General features: G+C 60.6%; 16 protein-coding genes and 2 tRNA genes. 8 read left to right on the forward strand and 10 right to left on the reverse strand.

What is annotated here, in order from left to right; translation table 11 throughout:
• Positions 1–168: 168 nt before the first annotated feature.
• On the forward strand, positions 169–300 hold the full coding sequence (locus J3485_RS29235) for a hypothetical protein (protein ID WP_277991592.1): 132 nt from the start codon (positions 169–171) through the stop codon (positions 298–300).
• A gap of 53 nt (positions 301–353) precedes the next feature.
• On the opposite strand, the gene J3485_RS05625 is transcribed toward J3485_RS29235, so the two are convergent.
• The gene (locus tag J3485_RS05625; RefSeq protein ID WP_206951557.1) at positions 354–920 is read right to left on the reverse strand and encodes a VOC family protein; all 567 of its coding nucleotides are present in this window, start codon (positions 918–920) and stop codon (positions 354–356) included.
• Positions 896–1,933 carry a D-cysteine desulfhydrase family protein gene (locus J3485_RS05630; protein WP_206951558.1) on the reverse strand — a complete coding sequence of 346 codons (1,038 nt, stop codon included), beginning with the start codon at positions 1,931–1,933 and terminating at the stop codon, positions 896–898. The genes J3485_RS05625 and J3485_RS05630 overlap by 25 nt, the downstream gene beginning before the upstream one ends.
• A 132-nt stretch (positions 1,934–2,065) precedes the next feature.
• Here J3485_RS05630 and J3485_RS05635 point away from each other — a divergent pair, with 132 nt between their 5' ends.
• Entirely contained in the window at positions 2,066–2,956 is an 891-nt protein-coding gene (locus tag J3485_RS05635) for a LysR substrate-binding domain-containing protein (protein WP_206951559.1), read from the forward strand.
• Here the strand turns inward: J3485_RS05635 and J3485_RS05640 are convergent.
• The 5 genes from J3485_RS05640 to rph all read right to left on the reverse strand — a co-directional run bounded on the left by J3485_RS05640 (position 2,939) and on the right by rph (position 7,179).
• On the reverse strand, positions 2,939–4,060 hold the full coding sequence (locus tag J3485_RS05640) for a branched-chain amino acid ABC transporter substrate-binding protein (protein WP_206951560.1): 1,122 nt from the start codon (positions 4,058–4,060) through the stop codon (positions 2,939–2,941). The genes J3485_RS05635 and J3485_RS05640 overlap by 18 nt on opposite strands.
• A gap of 310 nt (positions 4,061–4,370) precedes the next feature.
• Positions 4,371–4,460, reverse strand: a tRNA-Ser gene (locus J3485_RS05645).
• 64 nt (positions 4,461–4,524) lie between these two features.
• Positions 4,525–5,736: a radical SAM family heme chaperone HemW gene (hemW, locus tag J3485_RS05650; RefSeq protein WP_206951561.1), complete on the reverse strand. Its 1,212-nt coding sequence runs from the start codon at positions 5,734–5,736 to the stop codon at positions 4,525–4,527.
• Positions 5,733–6,419, reverse strand: a complete 687-nt coding sequence (gene rdgB, locus J3485_RS05655; RefSeq protein WP_206951562.1) for an RdgB/HAM1 family non-canonical purine NTP pyrophosphatase — start codon at positions 6,417–6,419, stop codon at positions 5,733–5,735. The genes hemW and rdgB overlap by 4 nt, the downstream gene beginning before the upstream one ends.
• On the reverse strand, positions 6,412–7,179 hold the full coding sequence (rph, locus tag J3485_RS05660; RefSeq protein WP_206955665.1) for a ribonuclease PH: 768 nt from the start codon (positions 7,177–7,179) through the stop codon (positions 6,412–6,414). Before rph ends, rdgB begins: the two co-directional genes overlap by 8 nt.
• A 206-nt stretch (positions 7,180–7,385) precedes the next feature.
• Here rph and J3485_RS05665 point away from each other — a divergent pair, with 206 nt between their 5' ends.
• The 4 genes from J3485_RS05665 (at position 7,386) to J3485_RS05680 (ending at position 11,775) form a co-directional block, all read left to right on the forward strand.
• Positions 7,386–8,309: a YicC/YloC family endoribonuclease gene (locus tag J3485_RS05665; RefSeq protein ID WP_206951563.1), complete on the forward strand. Its 924-nt coding sequence runs from the start codon at positions 7,386–7,388 to the stop codon at positions 8,307–8,309.
• 8 nt (positions 8,310–8,317) lie between these two features.
• A complete protein-coding gene (gmk, locus tag J3485_RS05670; protein ID WP_206951564.1) occupies positions 8,318–9,013 on the forward strand; it encodes a guanylate kinase in 696 nt (231 codons plus the stop codon).
• 60 nt (positions 9,014–9,073) lie between these two features.
• Positions 9,074–9,277, forward strand: coding sequence for a DNA-directed RNA polymerase subunit omega (rpoZ, locus tag J3485_RS05675; protein ID WP_206951565.1), 204 nt, complete (start codon positions 9,074–9,076; stop codon positions 9,275–9,277).
• Positions 9,278–9,381: 104 nt separating this feature from the next.
• A complete protein-coding gene (locus tag J3485_RS05680; RefSeq protein WP_206951566.1) occupies positions 9,382–11,775 on the forward strand; it encodes a RelA/SpoT family protein in 2,394 nt (797 codons plus the stop codon).
• Positions 11,776–11,855: 80 nt separating this feature from the next.
• Here J3485_RS05680 and J3485_RS05685 read toward each other — a convergent pair.
• Positions 11,856–11,932, reverse strand: a tRNA-Arg gene (locus tag J3485_RS05685).
• Between the two features lie 127 nt (positions 11,933–12,059).
• Between J3485_RS05685 and greB the strand changes: the two genes are divergently transcribed.
• Positions 12,060–12,620 carry a transcription elongation factor GreB gene (gene greB, locus J3485_RS05690; RefSeq protein ID WP_206951567.1) on the forward strand — a complete coding sequence of 187 codons (561 nt, stop codon included), beginning with the start codon at positions 12,060–12,062 and terminating at the stop codon, positions 12,618–12,620.
• A gap of 128 nt (positions 12,621–12,748) precedes the next feature.
• Here greB and J3485_RS05695 read toward each other — a convergent pair whose 3' ends face one another.
• Both J3485_RS05695 and J3485_RS05700 read right to left on the reverse strand, forming a co-directional pair.
• Positions 12,749–13,894, reverse strand: coding sequence for a porin (locus tag J3485_RS05695; protein WP_206951568.1), 1,146 nt, complete (start codon positions 13,892–13,894; stop codon positions 12,749–12,751).
• Positions 13,895–14,402: 508 nt separating this feature from the next.
• On the reverse strand, positions 14,403–14,675 hold the full coding sequence (locus J3485_RS05700; RefSeq protein WP_206951569.1) for a hypothetical protein: 273 nt from the start codon (positions 14,673–14,675) through the stop codon (positions 14,403–14,405).
• A gap of 380 nt (positions 14,676–15,055) precedes the next feature.
• Between J3485_RS05700 and J3485_RS05705 the strand changes: the two genes are divergently transcribed.
• On the forward strand, positions 15,056–15,259 hold the full coding sequence (locus tag J3485_RS05705) for a cold-shock protein (protein WP_115536799.1): 204 nt from the start codon (positions 15,056–15,058) through the stop codon (positions 15,257–15,259).
• The last annotated feature ends 100 nt before the right edge of the window (positions 15,260–15,359 follow it).

Raw genomic sequence — 15,359 nt, forward strand, 5'->3', positions numbered from 1 at the left:
GGCCGGGGAAACGGACGCGGAAGGCGATGGTCGCGCGTGCGGGGTCAATTGCGGGAGTACCGGCGCAGAATCGGACCGGTTCGCGGGGGTGGCACTTCCCATGCTGGGCAAGAACCAGGTCGTGTGCGATTCGACCCATCGCGGCTATGTCCGTCCAGAGGGAGTCTCATGCTCAAACGCTGCCGTGCTGCCGTCGTTGCATCAGGTATGGCCGCGCTGATGGCCGCCGGCTGCTCGTACTTGCAATCGAGCGCCGAGGTGACACCGGTCGACGAGTTCACGCGGCATCGATTCCGATAATACAAACGCCGGTTGCGCAAGCGTGTCGAGCAGGCATCAAAGCAAGGGTTCCCCTATATGTCTCCCGCCGCATGCCGATTACGCGACTTGTAAGCTTCCCAGTACGCCGCGCTTCCGGCCTCGGGCACGTGAACGAGTTCGAGTTTCATGCCATCGGGATCCGCAAAAAAAACCGCGTAATAGCCGGGTTCGTAGTTATATTCCGCGGGTGCGTCTAGTACGGTCGCACCGGTTTCGAGCAGTAACGCGTGAAATGCGTCGACCTGTTCGCGGCTGTCCGCATTCCACGCAAGATGATGGAACCCCGCTGCATAGCGATCATGTGTTCGCCCGAGGTTTTCGGGCGATGCCGCACTGATGATGAACCACTGAAGAACGCTGCCCTCGAACGCCCATCCTGCCCACGCGACGCGGGTATCGTTGCTTTCGACTTGCTCGTACCCCATTGAGCCTAAAAGCGGATCGTAGAACGTGCGAGCCCGGTCGATATCCGTAACGGTCAAGCGAATGTGATTCAGGGTGCCCCGGCGGCTTGTAACGATTCTTTCCTGTGCGGCTGTCATGGTTGGGTAATGGATGAAGTGGTAGGGAGCACTCAGATCGTGGCTCGAGACACGCATGGATACGCGTCGAGCGAGGCGTTGCCGCCGGTATGCCAGAACACGACGTTCTTCATGTTCGACAGCAACGCGTGATACCGCAACGTAGCGATCAGGCCAGCCATCGCTTTGCCGGTATAGGTTGGATCGAGCAGAATGCCCTCGTGCCTGGCAAGCAAATGGATCGCTTCGAGGCAGTCCTGACTCGGTAGTCCGTACCCCGGACCGACGAAGGCATCGCTCACGTGTATCGAGGGCGTAGAGATCGAGGCGTCGTCCAGTTGGAGCGCCTCTTTTCCTGCGGCAAGCGCTGCATTCACACGATTCGTTGCGCGAGCCTTGCTGGCGCCAACGCTCATACCGAAGATCTGTCCTTGCCAGTCGTCGAGCGCCGCGCCAATGAGGAGGCCGGCTTGCGTTCCGCCGGTTCCCGTCGCCAACACGATCGCGTCCGCCGTCTGATTGTTTGATCGGAGTTGCTCGGATAGCTCCAGAAAGGCCTCGGCGTAAGCCAGAACCCCGAGGGCGGTCGTACCCCCGACCGGAATGATGTACGGGCGGTGCCCCTGCATCGCGAGATCGCGCGCGATCCTTTCCATCACAGGCGCGCTTTCCTGAGATCCAGAGATGATTTGGATCTCAGCGCCCAGCAATTTCATTAGAGAAATATTGCCTTTCTCGCGGTAGTCCTCAGGCTGGCCGCCCACCGAGTCGGTGAGCACGAGTACGCAAGCAAGTCCTTGTTTGGCACATGCCGCGGCAACTTGGCGTGCGTGGTTCGATTGAATGGCCCCCGCGCTGATAATCGTGTCCGCTCGCTGCTCGCGCGCCTCGGCGAAGATGGGCTCCAGTTTTCGCGCTTTATTGCCGCCTGTCGCCAGTCCGGTGCAATCGTCGCGCTTGATCCATAGGCGTGGGCCGCCCAGGTATGCCGAAAGCCGATCCAATGGTTCTAGTGGTGTGGGAACGTGAGCCAGTTGCACCCGAGAAATCCTGGAGAGGCGCACCGCAGGGTCAGCGAGTTGTCGAGCCATCTAAAAATCACCTTGCAAAGTCATATTCGATCGAGGATACTGATTTGTGCTAGATCAAAGCATAGTTGTGAGCATAAGAATTTAAAAATGAGATTTTTCGATAGTTACCCATCGAAATTACGGATGTGTGAGATGGACCTCGATATCGATCTGTTGAGAACGTTTTTGGCGATCGTGCGCGACGGTGGATTTACCCGGGCGGCGACACATCTGAACAAAACCCAGTCGACAGTGAGCCTGCACGTTCGCCGTCTCGAGGAGGTAACGGGCCAAACCTTGTTCCATCGAAAGGCACGAGGTACCGGGTTATCGGAGGAGGGGGAGGTCTTTCGTGCGTACGCGGAAAAGATAGTCGAGCTTCACGATGAAGCCGTCGGGCGCATGCGTGCTCCCGTGATCACGGGAGACCTTCGGCTCGGCATTCTGGAGGACTTCGCCACGTTGTTGTTACCCAGGGCTTTGAAGCGCTTTTCGAAAAGCTATCCTGGCGTGAGACTCGACGTGCGGGCGGCGCTCACTGCCGAGTTGATGAAAGCACTGGGCGACGGCGACCTCGACCTCGTGCTTGCGCGGCGCACAGCGAATTCAGAGGAGGGCGAACTGATCTGGCGTGAGCGATTGGTTTGGGTGGATGGTCGCGACGAGCCTGGCATTGAGGAAGCGTTGCCGTTGGTGATGTTTCCGCATGGCTGCGTTTATCGGCCTCTGGTACTGCGTGCGATGCGTACGTATCCGAAACCGTGGAGCATCGTCTATACGAGCACCAGCTTGGGTGGCGTCCAGGCGGCCGTTCAGGCTGGGATCGGCGTCACGGTTCTCGCCGAAAGTACCGTTGGGTCGAACCTGACTGTGCTTGACGATCCGGAGCTTCCCTCGATCCCTGACACGGAGCTCGCATTCTTTCAAGGAAGGCCTGCCAATGAAGCGGCGCAAATGCTTAAAGCACATTTGCGCCACGAACTGGCCAATTATCGCCCTGAGGCCATTGTCGAAAGCGATGAGCCGCTACTTGAGCGCATTTAGTTCATTGCCCTCGACCTTGTACATCGTGACGGGGGCATTGAGCCAATCGCCGTTCTTGTCGAACTTTACGGTGCCGATCAGCGTTTCGAATGTACCATTTCGCAGTTCCAGAAGATAGCGTTGAGGATTACTTGAATTGGCCCTGTGCATCGCTTCCGCAATGATGGTCGTAGCTGCGTAATAAGCGGGTGCGTAAGCGTCCGGGGCCGCTCCGAAAGTCTTCTCGTAGCGTGAAGCAAACTCATTTCCACCGCTTAGGCTTTTGAGCGGCGTGCCTGATTGCGCGCAATAAGCACGCCCATCCAGAGCGCCGGCAGACAGCTTAGGCAATTCAACAGAACAGATTCCATCACCGCCGAGAATCGGAACCGAGAGCCCAATCTGTCGTGATTGGCGCCCAATCGCAGCCGCCTGAGCGTAGTAACCACCAAACAGGATTCCATCCGGGTGCGTGGCCTTGATTTTGGTCAGAATGGCGATAAAGTCGGTCGCCTGATCGTTCGTATACTCGCGCGTAGCGACCGTCGCGCCCAGCTTCTTGATGGTGCTAACAAAGATATCGGCCACCCCGGCCCCGTAAGCACTGCGATCGTCGACAACGGCGATGCGCTTCAGATGGAGTTCCTTTACTGCGAACTCGGCAACTCTTGCACCCATCAGCTCGTCATTGGCAGTCAGTCGAAATACGTAGGCGAAGCCTTGTTTCGTCAATGCGGGGTTAGTTGCGGAAGCCGTCACTTCTGGAATATGCGCAGCGTTATAAATCGCCGAGGCAGGAATGCTCACCCCTGAACTGTAGTGACCAAGAACCGCCTTGACACCCTCGTCTGCGAATTTTTGCGCAACAGCAACCCCGGTTTTCGGATCTCCTTGATCGTCTTGCGATTCCAGCATGAAAATAGCAGCGTTACCGTCTATCTTAAATTTTTTCTCATTAATATCGGCTACAGCTAGTTGAACACCCCGTTCGTCATCTTTGCCGTAGTTGGCTTGCTGGCCGGTCAACGGTCCCGCAACGGCTATTTTAATCTCTCCAGCTTTCGCGGCAGTCATTGCGAACATCGCGAACGTTACAATACAGAAAATATTCAACAAGCGATTCATTATGCACCCCAGTTATGTCGACTCGAGCTATCTTGCTGACAGGCGACAGCGACTCATTAGCTGACTAAGCCCATCAGCGATCGACGTTAACGCAATGCTTCGGTAAAAAATAACGATGAATCTCGATTGAGAGATATCGGCAATGTCGATGGGTGATGGCGTGTTTCGGGCGGGTACAGTCGCTGGGGAACGGCCTTGCGGAGCCGCGGGCGAGGTGCGGTCGTTCACCGATGACTTGATAGCCGGCTTTGGGGTGGATAAGCCGGTTACGCCATAGTGTTGCTTGAGATCAAGGAATTGCACGACCTTCTGGCGGAGGGCGTGGGATTCGAACCCACGAAGGCCGTAAAGCCTTGCCGGTTTTCAAGACCGGTGCATTCAACCGCTCTGCCAGCCCTCCGAGGAGCGCGATTGTAACCCGAAACGCGGCGCCGCCTGCGTTCGGGCGTGCATCGCCGCAACGATCAGCCTTCCCGTTCGTTCAAGAATAGCGCTTGCAAATCGTTCAAGAAACGCTGCCCGAGCGGCGTCGGCGCGATCTTTTCATGCGTGCGCTCGATCAATCCGCGCCGCTCGGCCTCCTGCAGCGCGGGTTCGATCGACGTCATCGTGAGCCCCGTGCGCTCGACGAAACGATGCACGGGAAATCCTTCGACGAGCCGCAGCGCGTTGAGCATGAACTCGAACGGAAGATCGTGTGGCGAGACCTCGTGTTCTTCCTGTACCGGTGTGCCCGCACGCGCTTGCTCGATGAACGTCGCCGGATGCTTGTAGCGCGCTTGCCGAACGATGCGATGCGCGAACGACAGTTTCGAATGCGCGCCGGCGCCGATGCCGAGATAGTCGCCGAAACGCCAGTAGTTCAAATTGTGCTTGCACTGATGCTGCGCCTTTGCATAAGCCGAAACCTCGTATCGCTCGTAGCCGCCGGCAGCCGTGCGCTCGTGAATCCACTCCTGCATGTCGGCCGATGCGTCGTCGTCGGGCAGCGCCGGCGGGAACTTCGCGAACAGCGTATTGGGCTCGAGCGTCAGGTGATAGAGCGACAGATGGGGCGGCGCAAACGAGAGCGCCGTTTCGATGTCGGCGCGGCATTCGTCCAATGTTTGTCGCGGCAGCGCGAACATCAAATCGAGGTTGAAGTTCTCGAAATGGCGCGCCGCGATTTCGACGGCTCGATGTGCGTCGCCCGAGTCGTGGATGCGCCCCAGCGCCTTCAAATGCGATTCGTTGAAGCTTTGAATGCCGACCGACAGCCGATTCACGCCGCTCGCGCGAAACTGCGCGAACTTCTCCGCTTCGAACGTGCCGGGGTTGGCCTCCATCGTGATTTCGGCATCGGCATCGAGCGGCAGCAGGGCGCGCACGTCCGACAGCAGCCGGTCGAGCCCCATCGCCGATAGCAAGCTCGGCGTGCCGCCGCCGATGAATACGCTATGCACGTGCCGTCCCCAGACGAGCGGCAGCGCCTGTTCGAGATCGGCGCGCAACGCGTCGAGGTAGTCGTCTTCGGGAAAACGCTCACCTTTCCACTCGTGCGAGTTGAAGTCGCAATACGGACACTTGCGCACGCACCACGGAAAATGGACGTACAGCGCGAGCGGCGGCAGCGACGTGAGCCGGATGGCGCCGGGGGCGGTGAACGCCTGGACGACGCCTGCGCGAGTGCCGATCATCGTTCCTCCTTCAGCCGAGCCAGCAATGCGGCGAGCGCAATGGCACGGTGGCTGCGTGCATTCTTGATCGCGGGGTCGAGTTCCGCCGCGGTCGAGTTCAGCTCGGGCACGAGGAAGTATGGGTCGTAGCCGAAACCGTTCGCGCCGCGCGGGGCATCCAGAATCTCGCCGTACCAGCGGCCTTCGGCGATGAGCGGCTCGGGATCGTCGGCGTGCCGTACGAGCACGAGCACGCAGTAGTAGTAGCCGCGCCGATCGTCCATGCCGCGTAGACGATCGACGAGATGCGCGTTGTTCGCCGCGTCGCTTTTTTCTCCGCCGGCCCGCTGCGCGTAGCGCGCGGAATAAACGCCGGGTTCGCCGCCGAGTGCGCGCACGCAGAGCCCCGAGTCGTCGGCGAGCGCGGGCAAACCCGTCAGGCGCGATGCATGGCGGGCTTTTGCGAGTGCGTTTTCGACGAACGTCGGGTGCGGCTCTGGCGCTTCGGGAACGCCAAGCTCACCCTGGGCGACGAGTGCAATGCCTGCCGCCCCGAGCAACGATGCGAACTCACGCAGCTTGCCGGCGTTGTTCGACGCAAGCACGACGCGCGCGAGCGGCGCGCCGGCCCTCGACGAATCGCCACCCGCATGCGCAGCAGGGGACGCATCGCGGCGCACGCCGGCACCGGCTGCCTCACTCATCGCCCACTCCCAGCGCCGCGTTTTGCGTGTTTCCCCCGAGCGCCGTCTTTTGCAAGTCGACGAGCGTGCGAATGCCCTGTTGTGCAAGGTCGAGCAACGCGTTCATTTCGTTGCGCGAGAACGGTACGCCTTCGGCCGTCCCTTGCACTTCGACGAAGCCGCCTTCGCCCGTCATGACGACGTTCATGTCGGTGTCGCAGCGCGAATCCTCAGCGTAGTCGAGATCGAGCAGGGGTACGCCTTCGTAGACACCGACGGAAATTGCCGCGACGTAATCGGTGATCGGAGACGCCTCGATGCGGCCGGCGGCGATTAGCTTCGAGACGGCATCGTGCGCGGCGACGAACGCACCCGTGATGCTCGCCGTGCGCGTGCCGCCGTCGGCCTGGATCACGTCGCAGTCGATGTGCAGCGTGCGCGGCCCGAGCCGCTCGAGATCGAAGACGGCGCGCAGCGCGCGGCCGATGAGCCGCTGTATTTCCTGCGTGCGGCCTGTCTGCTTGCCGCGCGCGGCTTCGCGATCGCTGCGCGTGTGCGTGGCGCGCGGCAGCATGCCGTATTCGGCCGTGAGCCAGCCTTGGTTGCGCTCGCGCAGGAACTCGGGCACGCGTTCGGCGACGCTCGCGGTGCAGATGACTTTCGTATCGCCGAATTCGACGAGCACCGAGCCTTCGGCATGCTTCGTGTAGTGGCGCGTGATGCGCACGTCGCGCAGGGCGTTGGCGGCGCGCCCGCTCGGGCGTTGGACGGTGTCGGTCATGGTTGGCATGGGAAGCGGCCTCGGCCGCGACGAAGGAGGGGAAAACGCAATTTTACCGTTCCCGGCGACGGCGCATGCGTCGTGCCTCACGCGCCGGGCCTGCGCCGTAAAAATGGGATAATGCGCGTTCAACGCTTTCGCGCCGGCTCGACGCGCGAAGCGGCTCGAACAACCGGCCGGCAACGGCCACCATCGCGAGACGGACGATGATTTACAGCATGACAGGCTACGCGAGCGCGACGCGCGAACTCGCGGCCGCAGGCGGTACCGGAGCCATGAGCGTATCGGTCGAACTGCGCACCGTGAATTCGCGTTTTCTCGATCTGAACTTCCGTATGCCCGAGGAGGCGCGCACGTGCGAGCCGGCGCTGCGCGAAATATTGATGACGAAGCTCTCGCGCGGCAAGGTCGACATCCGCGTGAACTTCCAGCGCAGCGAGCAGACGGCGACGATCGGCTCGCTCAATCGCGACGCGCTGGCCCAACTGTCCGTGCTCGAGCGCGCGGTGCTCGACGCATTTCCGGGCAGCGAGCGCATGCGCACGGGCGAGATCTTGCGTTGGCCGGGCGTGCTGGCCGAAACCAATGTGTCGCCCGATACGCTGCGCGACGCGGTGCTCGCGTGCGGCAAGCAGGCGATCACGGAGTTGGCCGACGTGCGCGCGCGCGAAGGCGCGCAACTGGCGGCGATGCTGATCGGCAACGTCACCGAAATGGAAGCGATCGTCGCACGCATCACGCCGCTCGTGCCCGAACTCATCGCGAAGCATCAGCAAAAAATCGTCGAGCGTTTGCAGGAAGCGCTTGGTATCGCGGCGCCCGATGCGGCGGCGACGATCGTCTCGCGCGAGGAGATCGCCGAGCGGATTCGCCAGGAAGTGACGATGTACGGCATTCGCATCGACATCGCCGAAGAGTTGTCGCGGCTGTCCGCGCATTTGAACGAGACGCGTCACGTGATAGAGAAGGGCGGCAAGGTCGGCAAGCGCCTCGACTTCATGATGCAGGAACTCAATCGCGAAGCGAACACGCTCGGCTCGAAAGCCGCGGCCAAGGAACTTGCCGATTCGTCGATGACGCTCAAGCTGCTCATCGAGCAGATGCGCGAGCAAGTGCAGAACCTGGAGTAAGAGCAACCATGACCGAGTCCACGCGCGAATCGAACGCGGCGCGTCATGCGCCGCACAACCCGTACGCCGGCGCCTATCCCGGCAATCTGTTCATGGTCGTCGCGCCTTCGGGCGCGGGCAAGTCGACGCTCGTCAATGCATTGCTCGCGCGCGATCCGGCCATCCGTCTGTCGATTTCGTACACGACGCGCAAGCCGCGCCCGGGCGAGCAGGACGGTCAGCATTACCACTTCACGACCGTCGACGATTTCCTCGGGCGCCACGGCCAAGGCGAATTCCTCGAGAGCGCGGAGGTGCACGGCAATTACTACGCCACGTCGCGCGTGTGGATCGAAGAGCAGATGAAGAGCGGCCACGACGTGCTGCTCGAGATCGATTGGCAGGGCGCGCAGCAAGTGAAGAAGCGCTTTCGCAACGCGGTGGAAATCTTCATTCTGCCGCCGTCGCTCGCGGCGCTGGAGGACCGTTTGAAAAAGCGTGGGCAGGACGAGCCGAACGTCATCACGCGCCGCCTGCTCGCGGCCGGCAGCGAGATCGCGCACGCGGCCGAATCGGAATACGTCATCATCAACGAGCACTTCGAGCGCGCGCTGGCCGAGCTGCAATGCGTCGTCGATGCGACGCGTCTGCGCTTCGCATCGCAATACGCGCGCCACACCGAGCTTTTCGTCGAACTAGGCATTCATCTGCCGCACGCCGAGTGAAGGCGAGTGCTTGCGCACATAAGGTAGAATGAGCAACATATTGAGAAGGAATTTCGAAACATGGCCCGCATTACCGTCGAAGACTGCCTGAAGCAAATCCCGAATCGTTTCGAGTTGGCGCTCGCCGCGACGTATCGTGCACGTCAGCTCGCGCAAGGCCACACGCCGAAGATCGAAAGCCGCGACAAACCCACCGTCATCGCGCTGCGCGAGATCGCGGCGGGGCAAGTCGGTCTCGAGATGCTGAAGAAGGTCCCCGTCTAAACCGTTGGACGCGCTAGACGCATCGCGCGTCTAGCGTGCCTAGCGCCCATCGCAGCCATGCCAGTTCGCGCATAGCCCGCATAGCGATCGATACGGAGGCGAAAATGAGCGCTACCCCATCGTCCGCCTCCGCTTCCACCGACGCCGTGCACCTCGAGCACGAGCAAGACGTCGAAGCGCCCGGCCCGGCGCGCAAATACATCGACGCGGTCCTCGAACAATCGTTTCGCCACCTGTTCGGGCCGACTGCCACTCCGGAACAGCCTCGCAAGCACGACGTCGTTTCGATCGCGAAACTGACGTCGATGCTCGCCGGCTATCTGACCGCCGAAGAGATCAAAGCGGTCAAGGCCGCATTCCATTTCAGCGACGAAGCGCATCTCGGCCAATATCGCCACAGCGGCGAGCCCTACATCACGCATCCTGTCGCCGTCGCGGAAACGTGCGCGGGCTGGAAGCTCGATGCGCAGTCGATCATGGCGGCGCTGCTGCACGACGTCATGGAAGACCAGGGCGTCACGAAGACGGAACTCGCCGAGCGGTTCGGCCCGAAGGTGGCCGAACTCGTCGACGGTTTGTCGAAGCTCGACAAAATGGAGTTCCGCAACCGCGAGGAAGCGCAGGCGGAAAACTTCCGCAAGATGCTGCTCGCGATGGCGCGCGACGTGCGCGTGATCCTCGTCAAGCTGGCCGATCGGCTGCACAACATGCGCACGCTCGGCGCGGTGCCGCCGGAGAAACGCCGGCGCGTGGCGCGCGAAACGCTCGATATCTATGCGCCGATCGCGCACCGCCTTGGTCTGAACAATACCTATCGCGAGCTGCAGGACCTGAGCTTCGCGAATTTCAATCCGCATCGCTACGCCACCCTTGAAAAAGCCGTGAAGGCGGCGCGGGGCAACCGGCGCGAAGTGGTCAGCAAGATCCTCGAATCGGTGCAGCGCGAGATCGCCGACGCGCAGATCGAAGCCGAGGTGACGGGCCGCGAGAAGACGATTTTCAGCATCTACAAGAAGATGCGCGATAAGCAGTTGTCGTTCTCGCAGGTGCTCGACGTCTATGGCTTTCGCGTCGTCGTCGGCAGCGCGCTCGAATGCTACACGTGCATTGGCGTGCTGCATGCGCTTTACAAGCCGGTGCCCGGCAAATTCAAGGACTACATCGCGATTCCGAAGGTCAACGGCTATCAATCGTTGCATACGACGCTGGTCGGTCCGTTCGGCGCGCCGATCGAATTTCAGGTGCGTACGCGCAAGATGCACGAAATCGCCGAGGCCGGCGTAGCGGCCCATTGGCTCTACAAGAACGGCAGCGCGGATCTGAATGACGTGCAAAAGCGCGCGCATCAGTGGCTCAAATCGCTGCTCGACATTCAAAGCGAAGCCGGGGATTCGAGCGAGTTCCTCGAACACGTGAAGTTCGATCTGTTCCCGGACGCGGTCTACGTCTTTACGCCGAAGTCGAAGATCATGGCGTTGCCGCGCGGCTCCACGGCGCTCGATTTCGCCTACTCGATCCATAGCGACCTCGGCAATCAATGCGTGGCCGTCAAGATCAACAACGAGTTGCTGCCGTTGCGCACCGAGCTCAAGAGCGGCGACATCGTCGAGGTGATCACGGCGCCCTACTCGAAGCCGAATCCGGCATGGCTCGGCTTCGTGCGCACGGGCAAGGCGCGCTCGGCCATTCGTCACTATCTGAAGACGATGCGGCTGAACGAGTCGGTCCAACTCGGCGAGCGCCTCGTCGACCAGAGCTTGAAGGGATACGGGCTAGCGCTCGCCGAAATCGAGCCGGAAGTGTGGGACAAGCTCGTGCAATGGACGGGCAACAAGAACCGTCAGGAGATCTTTGCGGATATCGGGCTTGGACGGCGCGTGGCCGCCGTCATGGCCAAGCGCATCGAGGTGCTCGTCAGTGGCCGCGACGCCGACGATGAGCACGGGCGCGCCGAGCATGCGAGCCATGCGCCGGCGCCGCATGCGCCGCCAGTCGTCATCACGGGCACCGAGGGCATGTCGGTGCAATTGTCGGCCTGCTGTCGACCGATTCCCGGCGACGACATCATGGGCTATATCGGCATCGGCCTTGGCATGGCCATCCACACCACGGATTGCCGCGTCGCGCAGCGCATTCACCGGCGCGACCCGGGCCGCTGGATCGACGTGGCGTGGGCGCCGCAGCCCGGGCGCTTGTTCGACGTCGCCGTGAAGGTGCTCGTGCGCAACGTGAAGGGGGTGTTTGCCCGCGTGGCGGCCGATATCACGTCGGCCGACGCGAACATCGTTCATATCGCGATGGATGAAGATTTGTCGCAAGAGTCGACAGTCTTGCGGTTCGTGATACAGGTCAGCGACCGCGTTCATCTGGCGAACGTCATGCGGCGCGTCAGGACGAATCCCGACGTCATGCGGATTGCGCGGGAGCGCCCGAGCGAGGAAGGGCATCATCGCCATGACGGCGGGATGCGAATCGAGCGCGAGCGCGGTGATTATTGAGTCTGGGGTGCTGTAAAGGGCCTCGGAGGCTCGTGCGCCGCAAAAACAAAGGGCCTTCCGTGTGGAAGGCCCTTCATAGGTGGCGCGGCTGGCAGGATTCGAACCCACGACCCCTTGGTTCGTAGCCAAGTACTCTATCCAACTGAGCTACAGCCGCACGCAGAAGCGAAATTATAGCAAAGTTCCGAGAAAAGGGAAGATGTTGGGTCCGCTTTCTTCAATCTTTCTGGCGGCGGGCCTGATCGTGTACGCTTGAAGATTGACCGCACGTAGCGATTCGCACCATGAATAAGGCATTTGTCAAAGAGTCGAGTGACGGCGACGACGACGATCTCGACGTCGCTCAACCGGAAGTACCGGCCGGAGCCAAGAACTATATGACGCCGGCGGGCCACCAGCGCATGCGCGCCGAGTTGCTCCATCTGATCGACGACGAGCGTCCCGACGTCGTCAAGCTTGTCTCGTGGGCCGCGTCGAATGGCGACCGCTCGGAGAACGGCGATTACATCTATGGGAAGCGCCGTTTGCGCGAGATCGATCGGCGGATTCGGTTTCTGACCAAACGGCTCGACTTGGCCGAGGTCGTCGACGCCAGCAAGCAGGAGAACGTCGATCAGGTGTTCTTCGGCGCGAGTGTCGACTACGCCACTGAGGACGGCGAGACGCATACGGTGACGATCGTCGGCGTGGATGAAGTCGACCTCGATCACGGCCATGTGAGCTGGATCTCGCCTGTTGCGCGGGCGCTGCTTAAAGCGCGCATCGGCGACACCGTCACGCTGCACACGCCCGCGGGGCCCGAGCAAATCGACGTGCTCGACGTGCGGTATCCGGCCGGAGCCTGAATCGTTCGGTCGTTCCGCGCACCGCCTGCGCGGACGGTTCGCGTTGCTCGGTTGCCGCACCGCCGCACGCATAAAAAGCGCCGCGAGTGCGGCGCCTTCGTCATGCATTGACGCGGATGCGAGGCCGTTTAGAAGCGGTGGCGCAGGCCGGCGGTCACCGCAATTTGCTTGTTGGTCGACGACATGTTCAAGCCATTGATCACGGCGCCGATCGGCAGGCCCTTGTTCACCGCGAGCTGATATTCACCCTCGAGGTACACGTCCGTGCGCTTCGAAAGCGCGTAATCGGCTTGCAGATTGAACTGATTCCACTTCGGGTTCACGCCGCCGATCGAGCTGTCCGTGTACGTGTACGCGCCTGCCAGGCTCGTTGCCGGCGTCAGGGCGTAACGCGCGTTGATTTCGTAGTTGTTGAAACGCGCGTCACCGCCCGGTAATCCAAGCGTGGCCGACGTCCCCGCGTTCGCCGCGTTGATGCCCAGCGCGTCTGCCAAGCGTGTTTGCGTAAAGACGAAGCCCGCCGTTGCCGGGCCGAACGCGTAGTTCACGCCCGCACCCCACGTGCGCTGACGGCTCGCGACGAAGGTGGCGTCGCCGGTGACGGCGCCCGCGCCCGTGATGCTTTGATTGATCGCATTTAGATCGTTGTCTAACTGCAGGTAGGCCGCGGCGAAGTTCAGCCCCATCCACGTGTACGATGCGCCGACGCTGATTGCTCGGTTGTTCGAGAACTGGCCGGCCGTGTTCGAAAAGCCGTACAACGCACCGAGCTTGAAGCCGCCGTAGTTCGCGCTTTGATAATGGACCGAGTTGTTGATCCGGAACGAGTTGTCGAGGTTGTCGTTGTCGAACGGGTGGGCGAAGTAGGTGCCGCCGTATTGTGTGCCCGTCAATGCCAGCGGCCCGAGATACTGGACGACGTCGTCGTATTGGCGGCCGAGCGTGACGGTGCCGAATTGGTCGCTGCCCAGGCCCACGAAGGCTTGCCGCCCGAATTCTCGGCCGTTTTGCTTGAGCGTGCCGTTGTTGATGCCGAACCCGTTTTCCAACGTGAAGACGGCCTTCAGGCCGCCGCCGAGGTCTTCGGAGCCGCGCAGGCCCCATCGGCTACCGTTGACCGAGCCCGTTGTCTGTTGCCAGGCGCTGTGGCCGCCTTGATTGTTCGTATAGGTGATGCCGGCGTCGATGAGGCCGTACAGCGTCACGCTGCTTTGAGCATGCGCCATCGTCGCGAACGCGCCCGTGAGGGCGCCGACTAGAAGCGTCTTCTTCATCACTCACTCCAGAATCAGAAAGTTTTCTTGACTGTTGTAAAAGGCGCCGGCAGCGGTTCATTCGCCGGTGTGCCGGGCCATCCCACGGCAATGTTGGAATCGTGGCAACAAGGTCCGTTTTCCGAACTGGGTTGAGTGTAAATAGCGACGCCGTCTCGGTCGCATTTCGAAAATCGCAATAAAGTATTGATTGATGGGAAATGGATGAGAGATCGCCGAAGAGCCTTGCTGGGCAAGGGTCTTCATGAAATTAATGGGGTGCGGATCCGATGTGTCGAGCGCATCGCGTTGCTTTTGCGACACGCGATTTAGAATGAAATCAGATAATCAATCTTTGAGATTGATTATTGTGAAATTCGAAAAAGAGGTTTGTGTCGAGCGCGGATAATTGGGATGGTGCTGAACGCTATACTGTCGTCTCTGCTTGCCCAAGCAGACTTTTTCTTCAAGGAAAAGACGTCTCCAAACCTTTGTCAGCGCGGCTTTGCAGCCGCGCTTTTTTTGCGCGTCACCCGCGCATCCGGCGCAGCGCGCCACGTTGTTTGTCGTCCGTGCGCCGATAGTCGACCTCGTCGTCCTCGAGCGGGAGCGCCCAGTCTTCCATGACGTAGTGGCGGGCATCCATCGGCGAAGACAGCAGGTTCTGCCAATGATCGCCATGCCAGAGCGGATCGAATTCCAATACTGTGGCGGCGCTATTCGTCCGACTAATCGATGCCGTTGCGAAGTGAGGCACGCGTATGAGCCAGGAGACGAAGCGCTTGATAGGGATTGCTCGCATAGCCGTCTCCCGGCAAATCGTCTGTTTCGATGATCGGACGACGGCTTTCCGTAGGCAACCCCGGAAAAATACTTACGGCAGAAATATATCGTTGCAAAGGATGCAGATTTTTCCTATTTGCTGGATTTTTTCTGCTCATTGCAGGTAATTGTGACTTTGTTGGCATCATTTTCTAGTGCGTCATGCATAGCCCCTGCGCGGATGCACCATTTAATGAAAAATTTCTTGACGAGCGCTCGACGGAGCATTTATAAAAGCAGCGCCGGAATCACCCAGTGAGCGGCGCCTCGGGCAGAGAGACTGAGGCGTGGTTCTTCCGAGGCTGGGCTTCGGGCGGAGGGCGCTGCCCGTCTATTAAAAATTTCGAGGGAATCAGTACTATGGAAACCGGTGTCGTCAAATGGTTCAACGATGCTAAAGGCTTTGGCTTTATCACGACCGACAAGGGCAACGAGGACGTGTTTGCGCATTTCTCCGAGATTCAAGCTGATGGCTTCAAGTCTCTGAAAGAAAATCAACGCGTTCAGTTTGATGTGAAAACCGGCCCGAAGGGCAAGCAAGCGGCGAACATCCGCCCGCTGTAACACGTTTGTCCCGGCAAACCGTGCCCGGCCGTCGCCGTGACAGGTGTCCCAGCCGGCACGGCACGCATCCCTACAAGGGCGCTCGGGTGGTGCATACTTC

The sequence above is a fragment of the Trinickia acidisoli genome, from assembly GCF_017315725.1.
GTDB lineage: Bacteria > Pseudomonadota > Gammaproteobacteria > Burkholderiales > Burkholderiaceae > Trinickia > Trinickia acidisoli.

Coding starts and splice junctions, on each gene's coding strand:
- J3485_RS29235 (WP_277991592.1), top strand. CDS start 169: ATGCTCAAACGCTGCCGTGCTGCCGTCGTTGCATCAGGTATGGCCGCG.
- J3485_RS05625 (WP_206951557.1), bottom strand. CDS start 920: ATGCGTGTCTCGAGCCACGATCTGAGTGCTCCCTACCACTTCATCCAT.
- J3485_RS05630 (WP_206951558.1), bottom strand. CDS start 1,933: ATGGCTCGACAACTCGCTGACCCTGCGGTGCGCCTCTCCAGGATTTCT.
- J3485_RS05635 (WP_206951559.1), top strand. CDS start 2,066: ATGGACCTCGATATCGATCTGTTGAGAACGTTTTTGGCGATCGTGCGC.
- J3485_RS05640 (WP_206951560.1), bottom strand. CDS start 4,060: ATGAATCGCTTGTTGAATATTTTCTGTATTGTAACGTTCGCGATGTTC.
- hemW (WP_206951561.1), bottom strand. CDS start 5,736: ATGATCGGCACTCGCGCAGGCGTCGTCCAGGCGTTCACCGCCCCCGGC.
- rdgB (WP_206951562.1), bottom strand. CDS start 6,419: ATGAGTGAGGCAGCCGGTGCCGGCGTGCGCCGCGATGCGTCCCCTGCT.
- rph (WP_206955665.1), bottom strand. CDS start 7,179: ATGACCGACACCGTCCAACGCCCGAGCGGGCGCGCCGCCAACGCCCTG.
- J3485_RS05665 (WP_206951563.1), top strand. CDS start 7,386: ATGATTTACAGCATGACAGGCTACGCGAGCGCGACGCGCGAACTCGCG.
- gmk (WP_206951564.1), top strand. CDS start 8,318: ATGACCGAGTCCACGCGCGAATCGAACGCGGCGCGTCATGCGCCGCAC.
- rpoZ (WP_206951565.1), top strand. CDS start 9,074: ATGGCCCGCATTACCGTCGAAGACTGCCTGAAGCAAATCCCGAATCGT.
- J3485_RS05680 (WP_206951566.1), top strand. CDS start 9,382: ATGAGCGCTACCCCATCGTCCGCCTCCGCTTCCACCGACGCCGTGCAC.
- greB (WP_206951567.1), top strand. CDS start 12,060: ATGAATAAGGCATTTGTCAAAGAGTCGAGTGACGGCGACGACGACGAT.
- J3485_RS05695 (WP_206951568.1), bottom strand. CDS start 13,894: ATGAAGAAGACGCTTCTAGTCGGCGCCCTCACGGGCGCGTTCGCGACG.
- J3485_RS05700 (WP_206951569.1), bottom strand. CDS start 14,675: ATGCGAGCAATCCCTATCAAGCGCTTCGTCTCCTGGCTCATACGCGTG.
- J3485_RS05705 (WP_115536799.1), top strand. CDS start 15,056: ATGGAAACCGGTGTCGTCAAATGGTTCAACGATGCTAAAGGCTTTGGC.